Annotated in this window: 12 protein-coding genes and 1 pseudogene; 1 reads left to right on the top strand and 12 read right to left on the bottom strand. The window is 63.6% G+C overall.

All coding sequences use genetic code 11. The features are described 5' to 3' along the window. Positions 1-33: 33 nt before the first annotated feature. The 9 genes and pseudogenes from C9I57_RS33050 to glnT all read right to left on the bottom strand — a co-directional run bounded on the left by C9I57_RS33050 (position 34) and on the right by glnT (position 9,482). Positions 34-990: a flavin reductase family protein gene (locus C9I57_RS33050; protein ID WP_219909902.1), complete on the bottom strand. Its 957-nt coding sequence runs from the start codon at positions 988-990 to the stop codon at positions 34-36. A gap of 18 nt (positions 991-1,008) precedes the next feature. After that, positions 1,009-1,872: pseudogene (locus C9I57_RS33045) on the bottom strand (alpha/beta fold hydrolase); the annotation flags it as partial. After that, positions 1,862-2,449, bottom strand: coding sequence for an amino acid synthesis family protein (locus C9I57_RS21065; protein ID WP_107152560.1), 588 nt, complete (start codon positions 2,447-2,449; stop codon positions 1,862-1,864). The pseudogene C9I57_RS33045 and the gene C9I57_RS21065, both read right to left, overlap by 11 nt. 250 nt (positions 2,450-2,699) lie before the next feature. Further along, positions 2,700-3,401, bottom strand: coding sequence for a GntR family transcriptional regulator (locus C9I57_RS21060; protein ID WP_107152559.1), 702 nt, complete (start codon positions 3,399-3,401; stop codon positions 2,700-2,702). A 221-nt stretch (positions 3,402-3,622) separates the two neighbouring features. Next, complete coding sequence (locus C9I57_RS21055) at positions 3,623-5,056, bottom strand: APC family permease (protein WP_107152558.1); 1,434 nt, start codon at positions 5,054-5,056, stop codon at positions 3,623-3,625. A gap of 54 nt (positions 5,057-5,110) precedes the next feature. Beyond that, positions 5,111-6,472, bottom strand: a complete 1,362-nt coding sequence (locus tag C9I57_RS21050) for an FMN-binding glutamate synthase family protein (RefSeq protein ID WP_107152557.1) — start codon at positions 6,470-6,472, stop codon at positions 5,111-5,113. A gap of 18 nt (positions 6,473-6,490) precedes the next feature. After that, positions 6,491-7,180 carry a protein glxC gene (locus C9I57_RS21045; RefSeq protein ID WP_107152556.1) on the bottom strand — a complete coding sequence of 230 codons (690 nt, stop codon included), beginning with the start codon at positions 7,178-7,180 and terminating at the stop codon, positions 6,491-6,493. Next, positions 7,168-8,076: a class II glutamine amidotransferase gene (locus C9I57_RS21040; protein WP_102606861.1), complete on the bottom strand. Its 909-nt coding sequence runs from the start codon at positions 8,074-8,076 to the stop codon at positions 7,168-7,170. Before C9I57_RS21040 ends, C9I57_RS21045 begins: the two co-directional genes overlap by 13 nt. 11 nt (positions 8,077-8,087) lie before the next feature. After that, a complete protein-coding gene (glnT, locus tag C9I57_RS21035; protein ID WP_181321898.1) occupies positions 8,088-9,482 on the bottom strand; it encodes a type III glutamate--ammonia ligase in 1,395 nt (464 codons plus the stop codon). Positions 9,483-9,618: 136 nt separating this feature from the next. On the opposite strand from glnT, the gene C9I57_RS21030 reads away from it, so the two are divergent. Beyond that, positions 9,619-10,221: a helix-turn-helix domain-containing protein gene (locus tag C9I57_RS21030; protein WP_107152555.1), complete on the top strand. Its 603-nt coding sequence runs from the start codon at positions 9,619-9,621 to the stop codon at positions 10,219-10,221. Positions 10,222-10,509: 288 nt separating this feature from the next. Here C9I57_RS21030 and C9I57_RS21025 read toward each other — a convergent pair whose 3' ends face one another. The 3 genes from C9I57_RS21025 to C9I57_RS21010 form a co-directional block, all read right to left on the bottom strand. Then, entirely contained in the window at positions 10,510-11,475 is a 966-nt protein-coding gene (locus tag C9I57_RS21025) for a LysR family transcriptional regulator (protein WP_107152554.1), read from the bottom strand. 381 nt (positions 11,476-11,856) lie between these two features. Next, positions 11,857-12,636, bottom strand: a complete 780-nt coding sequence (locus tag C9I57_RS21015; protein ID WP_107152553.1) for an ABC transporter ATP-binding protein — start codon at positions 12,634-12,636, stop codon at positions 11,857-11,859. A gap of 2 nt (positions 12,637-12,638) precedes the next feature. Then, positions 12,639-14,003: an ABC transporter substrate-binding protein gene (locus C9I57_RS21010; RefSeq protein ID WP_107152552.1), complete on the bottom strand. Its 1,365-nt coding sequence runs from the start codon at positions 14,001-14,003 to the stop codon at positions 12,639-12,641. Positions 14,004-14,034 lie beyond the last annotated feature (31 nt).

The following is a 14,034-nucleotide window of genomic DNA, read 5'->3' as shown; positions in this document are numbered from 1 at the left end:
CGTTTCGCAGCGCGCCTCGATCGATGAACGCGTTCAGTGCGCCGGCGCGAGGGGTTGGACCATGCCGGCCTCGGTATCGCCGACATAGATGCCGAACGCATCTTCGCTACGCTCTCGCACATACCGTTCGAGCATCGAGCGCACTGCGGCGTCGTGCAATGCATCCCAAGGAATCTGATGCAACGGGACGATGCGAAGCGCACCGCCCGACTGCGGTCCGATATCGTTCTTCACGCGACCGCGGTAATAGATGTTCACGCCGGGCGTCGGCCCCTTGCCCGATTCGAATACGGCGAAAAGAAAGTCCAGATGCACCTGGAGGCCGAGCTTCGCCAACGCGCCATGCAGGCTCGCAGCATCGCTTTCCGGTTCGAGCTTGGCGCCGGTCGGCAGTTGCAAGCCCTCGGGCGTATCGAGCATGACGAGCCCATGGCGATGCTCGAGAATCGCGCCGACTCGCGCGCGCGGTCCCGCCGCGGCCAGCGCGTCGAGCGACAGGCTGAAGTTCACGTAAGCACCGCGGCAGTAGCCGAGCGGTGACGAGGGCGTATGGATGAAGTCGAGGACGCGACCGATCAAAATGATGTGGTCGCCCGCATCGACGACTTCGTGCGTTGCGCAATCGAAGCTGGCCGCCGCCCCATCCATGACCGGCGCGCCGGTGGTGCGCGCATGCCAGGCCACTTGCGAGAACTTGTCGGCCGCCTTGGAGGCGAATACGCCCGACACGGCCTTCTGGTCCTCGGCCAGCACGCTCACAGCAAAATGACGCGTCTGCGAGAACACGGGAAAGCTCGACGCGGTCTTCGCAATGCAGACGAGAATCAGCGGCGGGTCGAGCGAAACCGACGTGAACGAGTTGGCCGTAAAGCCGCGCGGGGACCCGTCTGGCTGGATCGTCGTCACGACGGTGACGCCCGTCACGAACGCGCCGAGCGCACGGCGAAATTCAGCGATATCGATGGCCGGTTCATTGGTTGGCTCACTCATTGCGTCCTCCCGACTTCGATCCGCTGCTTGCCCACCGCTTCCTGTCGAGCGCCCCGCTCCGAGCAGAAAAGCGAGCAGCCGTTCGTTCACTTGCGCCGGATCGGTCACGCTCATCATATGGCGCTCGTTAGCGATGATTTCCGCGCGGCCGTACGGCGCGGCCGCCGCCATGGCGCGCGACATGGCCGGATTCGAATTCGCGTCGCATTCGCCCGTAAGAAAAAGCGCGGGCATGGTCAAACTCGCCAGCCGGCCGACATGCGCGTCGTCCGATCGCGCAAAGAGGCGATACGTGCGCGCATATCCGTCAGGATCGACGTTCGAGAGCAGCGCACGCACCGCTTGCGCCGCCTTCGTCAGATGCGCCGGAACCGGATCGCCGAACCACCTTGCGAGCGTGGCATCGATACCCGCTTCGTCGGGCGTATGGCCAAGCATGGCCGCGCGGCCCATGACCGCTTCGCGCTGACTGGGCGTGCGGTCGTACACCGCGTTCAACGCCGCGACGCTGAGCGTGCGGTTTGGATGTGTCAGTGCAAATTCGAGTGCGACGAGCGCGCCCATCGAATGACCAACGACATGCGCGCGCTCGATCAGCAATGCGTCGAGCAGACGCTCGAGTTGTTCGGCGTATTCGCCAAGCGTAGGCTCGGGCGCGGGCAAAGCGCTGCCGCCATGTCCGAGCATGTCGTAGGCGATGACGCGGTAGTGCGTCGTCAATGCATCGATCTGCGGAGACCAGACGCTTTGGTTCATGCCTACGCCATGGATCAGCACGACTGACTCGCACGCGCCACTCGCACGCGGCGGAAAAACGCTGTAGCTCGTGCCCGCGACGACGCCGCACATCACGGCAGGGTCGAGCGTGCGGTCAGCCTTCATTGGCCTCGAGCTCCTTCAGGTCCTGATAGCGGTCGCCGATGCGGTGGTGCGGCCGTCCGCCGATCGATGCGCCCAATGCGATCACGACCTCGTCTGGAGCGGGTGCATCGCCGATCGAGAACTGCACAGTCAGGTAATGCGAACGCATCCCTTCGTCGTGCTTGTGCATCAGCGGAATGGAAATCGGGCAGTTCGGGCCGCCGCGCAGATTCGTGAAGCTCAGGTAGCTCTTCGCGCCGACGGCCTGGCGAAACTTGTTGCCGAAGCGCAGCGTGTGGATCAGCGCCGACGCATGCTCGACCTCACCCGAAGTGCCGACGATCGCTGCCTTGCCGTACCCCTCGACAGCCTCGCCGCCGCCGGCGAGACGGAGCACTTCGGCGGTCAGAATCTCGCCGAGCTGTGGCGCGAGCGCATGGATTTCAGGCTTCAGGTCTTCGACGAAACCGCGCCCCGCCCACGGATTGCGGATCACCGCGGCGGCGCCAAACAACTTCAATGGCTGCGCCGCCTCCTTGCCGCCTTCGATGAACGTTGTCTCGGCGTAGGTGACCAGCTTGCGCATCTGCAATTTCATACCCGTTCTCCTTGCGAAGGGCTCGCGCCCGTTGGTGTCGCTCGAGGAGATTATGGTATGCCATCAATTTGGCCACACCAAGCTTTTCAATATTATGGAATACCATGATATGACAGACGAAACGTCAACACGTCATGGGGACAGGACATCGGAGCTCAGCCAGCCCCGCAAACAAAGGCCGTCGGGTTGAACTGCACCGCAAAGTTTGACGCCGAGCCACCCTTTGTGCGGACGGCTTGCGAGACTTGTTTCAGGCGCGGCGGCTCGCCGGCTCTTGCTGTTGCCGTTCCTGCTCCGCGAGCGAATCCAACGCGAGCTCGGACGCGCGCCGGATATGCGCCGCCGACGCCGCAGATGCCGCCTCTCCGTCGTGCCGCTCGATTGCGTCGAGCAGTGCGTTCATCTCCCGGTTCGACTCCGCGCCGCGGCCGGGCATCGCGATCGTCATCGCGCGGAGCCGGTTGATCCGCGCGTTCAGCGACTTGACGACGGTGAGCGAGACCTGTTTGCCCGCCCCTTCGAACATCGCGTCGTAGAAGTGCTCGGTGTATTCGAGTACGCGCGAGAGGTCTTCCTTCTCGAACGCGTCCTCGATCGTCTTGCGGATCTTGCGCAACCGCTTGACGAGCTGGGGTGTTGCCAGCTCGGCGCACGCACGCGCCGCGTTGGCCTCGAGCAAGCCGCGCAATTCATAGATTTCGCCGATCAACGCAGGATCGAGCCGCGCGACGATCGGCCCGTGCCCCGCCGCGACTTCTACGAGTCCCTCCGTCTCCAGATGCCTCAGCACTTCGCGCACGACGGTGCGGCTCACGCCGAGCTCATCGCACAGCGTTCTCTCGACAAGCCGGTCGCCTGGACGGAAATACCCTTGGACGATCGCGCCCCGCAGCTTGTCCAGCGTGAGCTCGCGAAGCGTCTTGGCGGTGCGCTCGATTTTGAGGTCTGACATAGGGAGCAAAAATAAAAGGGACGAAAGCCCACGCGTCGCATCGGCCGACCGAAGCCCACGCGTTGGAATGCCATATTATCGTCCATCTTCGATTGCCTCTCTTGTCGAGCTACCCGCGGGCCGCTCCCGCGTCGTTCAGTTCCTCCCAAACCGTGCGCCAGCGCAATCAGCAACAGAACCAGAAGAACCAGCGCCACGGTCTTCCGCAAGGGGACTGTCGTTCATTTCCTGTCGAAGATCTCGGCCTCGCTCGATTCGAGGTCATGCTCGATCTTCTCGAGAACCTGCGGCGCACGCTTGTTCAGCATCGCGAGCCAGCCCATGCCGAACGCCATGTAGGCAGCGAACAGATACGGCAGGATGTTGTACGGCCAAGCCGGCACCGGATACACACTGCCGAAGAAGCCGCCGATCATCGCAACCGCGCCGAGGATGCCCACCACGCGATTGGCGAGCTTGAGCTGTCCTTGCTTTTTCAAATAGATCGGCGCGGAAACCGAGATCAGGAAGTAAGCCACGATGAAGCCGAAGGTCGCGAAGGTGCTCGTATAGCCGAACGTGTTCAACGCACCGGTGCCGAGCAACGCGAGATTCACGGCCAGCGAGAGGAGCGCGGCAAAGGCCACCGCATAGTGCGGCGTCTGATGCTTCGTATGGACCATGCCCATCGAGCGATGAACGAATTGATAGCGGCCCATCGAAAACAGCAGACGACTCGCGGCGTTGATCGAGGCCAGCACGCAGGCGAACGCGCTCACCGATGCAATCAGATAGAACAGCGGGGCCAGCGCCGGCGCGCCGAGCCCGTTCAGCAGCGTCTGCAGCGGGGCGGTGTCGTTGCCAAGCTTGTTCACGTCTCCGCCATACGCGACGACCATCGAGTAGGCAACGAACATAAAGAAGCCGCCGGCCACCACCATGCTCCAGATGATCGCGCGAGGAATCGCCTTCAACGGGTCCTTCGTTTCCTTGCCGAGGGACGCGGCGCTCTCGAATCCGACGAATGAGAAGATGCCGAGCACCATCGCCTCCGCCATGCCTTTGGGCGTCGTGCCTTGCAGCGATAACTGCGCATGATCGACGACGCGTTCGGGATGCTGGTAGAACACCACAAACAGCACGCCGCCGACGATCGCGATCGAGGCGGCTTCGATCGCTAGACTCAAGCGCGACGACAGCTTGATGTCGCGCGACGAGAGGAACCAGGCCAACGCCGCGCTGACCAGATAGATGAGCCAGATCGGTACGGCGATGCCGAACGGCGCGAACGCATTTTGGACGAAGATGGCCTCGCCGGCGAGCACGCCCATCGCAGTGCCGGTGTACGCCGCAATGAGCCCCCATCCGGCGATGCCGCCCGCAATCGGTCCGAGCGCACGCGAGATGAATATGAAGAACGACCCGGCCGCCGCGAAGCGGCTCGCCAGCACAGCGATGTTGAGACTCACGAACATAAGCCCGAGCGTCGACAGCCCGTAGACAAGCCAACTGCCCGCGCCGGCGAGCGCCGCGACCGCCACGACGTTGATCGACGGCGTCAGGGTGGGAGAGATATTGGCCAGTGACTGGCCGATGGTCTCCATGAAGCCCAGGCTCGACGATCGAAGATTGACGGACTGCGAAGGAACCGCCGTAGATTGCTGCGATACGCTCATGCTGACTCTCCATAGATCAAAGTGCCTGACGCGTCGCGCCAGGTCTCGGGGTGCTCAAACGTTCGCCAGTCCCGGAATCCACGAGGTGCCGGCGAGCGGCACGCGCGCCATCGCGGCGGCCTCCACCGTCAACGCCACGAGATCTTCCGGTTCGAGGTGATGCACGTTCTGCTTGCCGCAGGCGCGTGCGATCGTCGTCAATTCCATGTTCAGCGTCTTCAAGTAATTGCGTACCCGGCGCGCGCCTTCTTCCGGCTGAAGTCGCTGCTCGAGCACGGCGTCCTGCGTCGTCACGCCGACCGGGCACTTGCCCGTGTGGCAGTGGTGGCAAAAGCCGGGCGCCGTATTGAGCGCTGAATAGTCCGCGGCGGCTGGGTGCAGCGCGCCGTCCTTGAAGTAGCTGTCGCTGTTGCAGCCGAGCGCCATCAGCACGCCCTGCCCGATCGCCACGGCATCGGCGCCGAGCGCGAGCGCCTTCGCCACGTCCGCCCCCGTGCGGATGCCGCCGGATACGATCAACTGCACCTGCCCCTTCATGTTCAGATCCTCGAGCGCGTCGACGGCCTGCCGCACCGCGGCCAGCGTCGGGATGCCGACGTTCTCGATGAAGCACGTTTGCGTCGCCGCGGTGCCTCCTTGCATCCCATCGATCACCACGACGTCCGCCCCCGCATGCACCGCGAGCTTTACGTCGTTGAACGTGCGCGTCGCGCCGACCTTCACGTAGATCGGCTTTTCCCAATCGGTGATTTCGCGCAATTCCTGAATCTTGATGGCGAGGTCGTCGGGACCCGTCCAGTCCGGATGACGGCTCGCCGAACGCTGATCCACGCCCGCGGGCAGCGTGCGCATCGCGGCGACCCGCGGGTTCACCTTCTGCCCGAGCAGCATCCCCCCGCCGCCCGGCTTCGCGCCTTGGCCGATCACGACTTCGATCGCATCGGCACGACGCACGTCGTCCGGATTGAAGCCATAGCGCGAAGGTAGACACTGGTAGACGAGCGTTTTCGACGAGCGGCGCTCTTCTTGCGTCATGCCACCGTCACCGGTCGTCGTCGAGGTGCCGGCCGCCGTCGCCGCGCGGCCCAGCGCTTCCTTCACATTCGCCGAGAGTGCGCCGAAGCTCATGCCGGCGATCGTGATCGGAATATCGAGCGCGACGGGTTTGCTTGCAAAACGTGTACCAAGCAGTGTCTGGGTCGTGCATTTCTCGCGATAGCCTTCGAGCGGGTAACGCGAGAGGGACGCGCCCAGGAACAGCAGATCGTCGAAGTGGGGCACACGCCGCTTCGCGCCGAGGCCGCGGATTTCATAAAGGCCGCGTTGCGCGGCCGCGTGGATGTAGTCGATCGTCTTGCGGTCGTAGCCTTGCGACTCTTCCTGCTGCAAGCGGGCGAAGTGAACGGGTTTTTCCATGAGGACTTTCTCGATGATTTAGTATTCCTGGTCGGCTTCAGCGTTCCAGTGATAGAGCGTGCGGGCCGAAGCGATGCGCCTGAATGCGCGCGGATCGTGCTGGAGGCGGGCCGCATCGAGCAGCGCGGCGACGGCCGTCAGATCCGCATCGGTCATCGGCTCGAACCGGGCGTCCGCCCCGAGCGATTTCACTTCCCCTTTCACGTAGAGCACCGCTTCGTAAAGCGAGTCGCCGAGCGCGTCGCCCGCGTCTCCGCAGATCACCATGCGTCCCGCTTGCGCCATGAAGGCCGAAAAGCTGCCAACCGATCCGCCGATAACGATGTCGCCCCCCTTCAGCGAAATCCCGCAACGCAGACCCGCATCGCCATCGATGACGAGCAATCCGCCATGCGCCGAAGCACCCGCGCCGTTCGACGCAAAGCCCTTCACGTGCACCTTGCCGCTCATCATGTTTTCGGCGACCCCGGTGCCCGCACTACCCTCGATGACGATCGTCGCGTGCTTGTTCATGCCGCCCGCGTAGTAGCCGGCATGACCCTCGATCGTGATGCTCACGTCGGCATCGACGCCGACCGCGATGTTGTGCGCGCCGTTGGGCGAGCTCACTTTGATGCGCCGGCCGGCCAGCGCGGCCGCATCGCCGTGCAGGTACTGGTTCAATTCCCTGACCGGCGAGCGCTCAAGGTCGAATGTCACGCTTTCCATACGTACATCTCCTCGGGGGCGGGTTCGAAGACCTTCGCGTTCTTGATGTCGGGCAAATGAGCAAGCGAACGGAACTCCGACGCGATCGCTACATACTCGTCGCTCTCCGCGACCACGGCGGGCTTGCATGCGAACGGGTCACGGATCAGCGCCAGTTCCGTCGTCGTGCCCATCAGGAAGGTGTAGAAACCGTCGAGCTCCTCGAAGCCTTTTTGCAGTGCGTCCGGCAACGCGTCGCCTTCGCGCAGGCGCCATTCGAGAAAGCGGCACGCTGCTTCCGTGTCGTTGTCGGTATCGAAGTGGATGCCCTCCGGTTCAAGCTTGCGCCGGACACCATGCGCGTTCGAGAGCGATCCGTTGTGCACGAGGCAAAAGTCCTCACCCGCCGTGAACGGATGCGCGCGATCCGGCGTGACTGCCGATTCGGTCGCCATCCGCGTGTGCCCGACCAGATGCGAGCCCTTCATGTCCGCGAAGCCATAGCGTTGCGCGACTTGCGCGGGCGAGCCGATGTCCTTGTAGAGGTCGATCGAGCGGCCCGTCGAGAGCAGATACAACTGCGGATAGTGCTCGCGCAGCCAGCGCTTGACGTTATCGACATTGCCTTGCAGCGTCAGTACGGCATGGTTGCCTTTCGCTTCGATGCGCGCCGTGACGTCCATCGCGGCGTTCAGCGCGTCGACCAGCGGCTGCCAGGCAAAGCGCTCACCCTCTTCCGTGAAGCCCGAGTAGAGGCTCAGCTTGCGCTGGTGCGCATCGACAGCCTTGCCGAAAACGGCCAGCCCCGCCGAATCCGGGCCGCGCTCCGTCATGCCGATCAGCATCGGCACCATCAGTTCGCCGAGCCGTTCACGTAGTGCCGGCGTCTTGACCAGCAAACCTACGATTCCACACATAGTGCGTCTCCTTAGAAAAATTCGAGGTAGCTCTTCAGCTCCCAATCCGATACGTGGCGCATGTACTCGAGCCACTCCATGCGCTTCAGCTTGAGGAATTCGCCGGCGACGGGGCCGAGCGCGTCACAGATCACGGGGTCGGCTTCGAGCGCGTCGAGCGCCTGCTCGAGGTTCTGCGGCAGCACGCCGATCGCGTGCTCGCGCAATTGCCGCGGCGTCCAGTCGTAGAGGTTCTCGTTGGCGGGCGCGCCCGGCGACAGCTCACGCTCGATGCCGTCGAGCCCGGCCGCGATCACGGCGGCAGTCGCCAGATACGGATTGCACGAGCCGTCCGGCAGGCGCAGCTCGATGCGCTCGCCCGGCATGCGCACCATCGTCGAGCGATTGTTGTCGCCGTAGCTGATGTAGGCGGGCGCCCACGTCGCACCCGTCAGCGAGCGGCCCACCACGAGCCGCTTGTACGAATTGACAGTCGGATTGCAGAGCGCGGCCAGCGCCGGCGCGTGGGCGAGCAGGCCGGCCGTGAACTGATAGCCGAGCGTCGAGAGGCCCATGCCGAGCGGATCGCTTTTGTCCGCGAACAGATTGCGCTCGCCGTCGCCGATCGACATATGCATGTGCATGCCGTTGCCCGGGCGGTTCGCGAACGGCTTCGCCATGAACGAGCAGATCATGCCGAGCTCGTTCGCGATCTCGGACGCGGCCATCTTGAAGAACACGTAGTGATCGCACGACGTCAGGCAATCCGTGTACGTGTAGTTGATCTCGAACTGGCCGTTGGCGTCTTCGTGGTCGATCTGATAGACGTCGATGCCGACCGCGCGCATCGATTCGGTGAGCTTTTCCAGGAACTCGCGGGTACGCGAGAGGCCTTTATAGTCGTAGCACGGCTTCGCGAGGGTATCGCTCGGATCGCATGGCTCCAGCACGCCCGAGGCGGAGCGGCGCAGCAGCGAAAACTCCGGCTCGAGCCCTGTGTAGAGGGTCCAGCCGCGCTCGGTCATGCGCGCGATCTGCTTTTTCAACGTCACCCGCGAATCGAACGCCCATGGCTTGCCGTCGACATGGCCATCGCACGCGATACGAGCGATACCGGGCTGCCAGGGCACAGGCGTGAGCGTCGACAAATCGCCGACGGCCATGAAGTCGGGACCGTTCGGCTCGATCCCGACTCCCCAGATCGCAAAGCCGGCGAAACCCGCTCCCGCGGTCAGTACGCTCTTCAGATGCGCTACCGGTACGGACTTCGCCTTCGCCACACCGTGAATATCGACGAACTGCGCCAGCACGTATTTCACGCCCTGCTGCGCGAGCCAAGCCTGCGCGCTTTCAGCCGTGTCGAAGCGCGGCACGCTCCCGAGCTCGTTCGCCCCGGCCGGCAGCTTGCTCGCATCGTTCAGGTTCATTGTCACTCCTTGCCATATTTATTAATATGCAACGAAGTTTCCTGTCAGGAAACCCGCCGCGCGCAATCGTGCTCGCTCCCGAGGCGCGTAAACCCGGGCTATCTGTCAACCTTGCTACCCTTTACCGAGGCTACCCATGCAAACCGCGGACGACAGCAAATCACCGCTCGAACGTTATCTCGGCAGCACCATCCGCGAACTGCGCCAGTCCCACGGACTGACCATCGCACAGGTCGCCGAACAGGCCGGCATCAGCCGCGGGATGCTCTCGAAGATCGAGAACGCGCAAACCTCGGCCGGCCTCGACGTACTCCATCGCATCGCCATGGCCCTCGGCGTATCGATGTCGGCGCTCTTTCGCAACTTCGACGTTCCGCAAGGCGGCGCGCAACTGGTCAAGAAAGGCGGCGGCATGGAGGTGGTCCGCAAGGGCACACAACGCGGCCACACCTACCACCTACTCGCCTACGACCAAGGCCCGCGCAAGCTCTTCGAACCGTTTCTCATCACGATGGACGACGAGTCGGAGCGCTTTCCCGTCTTCGAGCACCCAGGAACGGAGTTCATCCACATGCTCAAGGGCGTAATCGAGTACCGCCACGGGCAGCAGACCTACATCCTGCATCCCGGGGACACGCTCACGTTCCGCGGCGACATTCCGCATGGCCCCGAACGCTTGATCAAGACGCCGATCCAGTTCCTGTCGATCTTTGTCTATTCGCAGCCCGCCACCGAATGAGCTGCGCGCCCCAGTCAACTATCCAGCCCTGATGCAACGTCCATGCCACGTTTATCAATAAGAATCAAAAGTTCCTGACAATAAACACCGGCGGCGCTCCACGGCCCTTCTCGTCTTCCTGCCCAACTTGTTGCTGCTTGCCCGCGGTGCGACCGAATCGTGAATGCGGTGCAAACGCGCACTGAAACAGCAACGCGGGTTACGACGGTGTATCAGCCCAACTTATGAAGCCGACGACGCGCACAGCGCGCGCCCGGTCATCCGACGCAATACCGGCCGCAGGTGCGGCTAGCGCAATGCGTCGGCGGGGAGCTGCGGCAACGCACGCGCCAGCGCCGGCCGAATCGAGCGATCGATGACCGTTCGCGTCAACGTGACGATTTCGCTCGCGAAATCGTCCCACTCGCCCTGCCGGTGCAGCAGGAAGAAGTCGCGCTGCCCGAGCCGCCCCGATGGCAGCGGCAGAACGGCGATCTCCTCCAGATAGTGCCGCGCCTGCCACAGACACAACGGCGTGGAGATCGCAAAACCGAGCCGAGCCGCCACCAGGCTCAGCAGCGGATCCGTCGCGTCGAATTCGTAGCGGCGCGGGCTGTCGATGCCGAGATGCCGCGCGAATCGCTCGACTTGCTGGCCGATCACCGAGCGCGCCGTGTAGCGGATCAGCGGCAGTTCCTTGTTGAGCGTGCGCCAGTCGACCTGCGGACGGCCAGCGACATGGCTTCGCGCGACGACGGCAACGAACGCTTCGGAAAAGAGCGGCACTTCGACAATGCGCGCGTCGTTCAGCGTCGTCTGCGTGCAGACGGCTAGATCGACCTCGCGGTCGTGCAACTGCTTCGACAGCCCCGGTGTGAGCCCCGACCACAACGCGATCTGCCGCGCCGAATTCGATACCGCGCGAATCAGTTCCGGCCCGACCGTCGCCGCGAACGAATCGACGCAACCAAGCCGCACCGGCAGCGTGCCCGCGTGCGACGCGTCCCCGATCCGCGTGCTAACCATCTGCGCATGCTCGAGCAGCGAACCTGCGAGCTCGAGCAACGCGCGCCCCGCGGTGTTCGGCCGCGGCGGGCGGCTCTCCCGATCGAACAGCGTCATGCCCCGATCGCGCTCGAGCGCCGATACGGCTTGACTGATCGCGCTCTGGCTCACGCCCAGCTGCTTCGCCGCGCCCGTCATCGAGCCCGTTTCGCACACGGCGACGAAGGCCTGCAGCGCGCGCAGATCGATCGGCGTTTGAGAACGTCTCATCGTGACTCCTGTGTCCGCGGCATTCGTCGAATGGCGCGCGACGATGCCGAATGCTGCGTGGTCAAAATCCGCCCGTACTCACAATGAGCAATTTCGGGGGCACGCCATAAGTTTGCCTAATTCAAAATTGCCGCGCATTTCCGCGGCGAGGGCGGCGGGCAGAGGGAGGTATCGAGAGCGTGCAGGGGAAACGCTCAATGCGCGGAAACGGAACCGGGCGAGATGTCGCTCAGCGATGAGGCCGAGGTCGGCGCGCAAGTCGCCGAGCGTTTTCCCGCCTATGAGACGGCGACACTCACGTCGTCGTGGACGGGCGTCTTCGACGCGCGAGGCGGTGAGGAACGATCGTTTTCAGCTTTTCTATTGCGTATTGTTCGATCGTCAGATCGTTATATCTTCGTATCGCGCCCCCACCGCCGCTGCACCGAGATACGCATCGAGCAGCACGTCGGCCTGACGCAGCTCCTCCGGCGTGCCGTGCGCGACGACTCGGCCGCTTTCGAGCACGTACGCTGCCTTCGCATGGCGCAGCGCGACCGCGGCGTTCTGCTCGGCCAGCAGAAAGCTCACACCTTCTTCCCGGTTGAGCTTGCCGACGATCTCGAAGATCTCCTCGGCCACTTGTGGCGCCAGTCCCATCGACGGTTCGTCGAGCAGCACGAGCGACGGCCTGGACATCAACGCGCGCCCGATCGCGATCATCTGCTGTTCGCCGCCGGAGGTGTACCCGGCCGCCTTCCGCCGACAAAGCTTGAGCCGCGGGAAGACCGTATAGATGCGTTCGAGCGCTTCAGCGATCCCCCGCGCGGACGGCCGGCGCACGAACGCGCCGATGCGCAGATTATCCTCGACGCTCAGGTGCGCGAAGCAGCGCCGCCCCTCCAGAACCTGCACGAGCCCTTCCTCGGCAAGCCGCCACGGATCGGCGTCGGTCATATCTATGCCGCGGTAGCGGATGATTCCGCGCACGAGCGCGCCGCGCTCGACGTGCAGCAGGCTCGAGATCGCCTTCAACGTCGTGGTTTTGCCCGCGCCGTTCCCCCCGAGCAGCGCGACGATGCCACCATCAGGCACCGTCAGCGACACACCGCCCAGCGCGCTAGCCTGCTGGTTGTAGACCACTGCGATATCGTCAACCTGCAAGATCGGCGCGTGTCCCATGCTCAGCTCTCCTTGCTGCAGTCGCGCGGCGTAATGCCTTTTTCCTTCGCGTAGCCGAGTGCCGACTTCTCGATGATCGGCCGCAGCAGCGCACGGTCGGCCTGCACCCAGCCACTGATGACCTTCCAGTGCGCACCGTCCCACTGCTGGAACCGCACGGCACCGCCGCCTTCGTGATCCGCGCACGACAGCTTCAGTTGCTGAACCAGCCCATATGCGCCGAGCTGCTTCAGCCGCGCATCGTCGAGATTCAGGTGCTCGAAACCCCATCGCACCTGCTCGCCCGTGAGCGGCTTATCGCCAAAGTGCGCCTGGGCGACGCGTAGCGCCTCGACGTTCAGAATGCCGTTGACCACGCCGAGGTTGTAGTAGACCGTGCCGAAGCGCGCGGGATCTTTCAGGTTACCGTTACCGGTCTTGATCACATACTGGTCAATCGACTGCAGCACGGGAAAGTCGGTACCGGACGGATGGGTCGTAATCGAAATGAAGCCCTTTGCCGCGTCGCCTGCCGGCCGCACGTCCTCCTCGGAATTGCTCCAGATGTTGCCGATGATGTGATCGGCCGGGTAGCCCACCTTCTGCGCGGACTTCAGTGCGACCGGGTTCATCACGCCCCAGCCGCGCAGAATGACCCAGTCAGGGTGGACTCTGCGGATCGTCAGCCACTGCGAGCCTTGCTCGTTGCCCGGGTGCGGGACCTCGAGCTGTGTGAGCTCGAAACCGTACTTCTTCGCAAGGATGTCGAGCACTGGGATCGTCTCGCGACCATAGGGCGAACCGTGGTACAGCACGACAATCTTCTTGCCCTTGAGCGCCGCGGGGCCACCCGACTGTTGCGCGATATAGTTGACGATCGCGGATACCTCGCTGTAGGGATTCAGCTGCAGCGGGAACACGTATGGGAACACGGCGCCGTCCGTCGAATCCGTCCGCCCGTGGTTGATGGTGATGAGCGGAATTCTGTCGGCAGTCGAGCGATCGATCGTCGCGTACGCGATGCCGACGGACAGCGGATTGGTCGCCGCGGCCGGCGCGCCGTTCAGCCCATGCTTGAGCCGCTCGTAGCACTCGACTCCCTTTTCCACGACATATTCTGTTTCGCATTCGCTCCAAGTGAGCTTGACGCCATTCACACCGCCGTCTCTCGAATTGACCAGTTGCAGGTAGTCGATGAAGCCCCCGAAAAAGCCGCTTCCACCCGCAGCGTATGGGCCGACCCGGTAACTCTGCAGCGGGAAATACTGCTCGCCCGCAGCCTGCGCGGCGCCGACGCTACCCGCGATCAGCGAGAGGGCCGCGCCCCCTGCCGCGACCAGCCGCGCAATAGCTTGCAGTCGGCGGCGATACAGTGCTGTAGATTTCATGTATTTAGAACTCCTAATTGATTGTCTTAGA

It is taken from the genome of Trinickia symbiotica (assembly GCF_003028655.1).
GTDB lineage: Bacteria > Pseudomonadota > Gammaproteobacteria > Burkholderiales > Burkholderiaceae > Trinickia > Trinickia symbiotica_A.
This window is presented reverse-complemented; position numbering and strand designations above follow the sequence as displayed.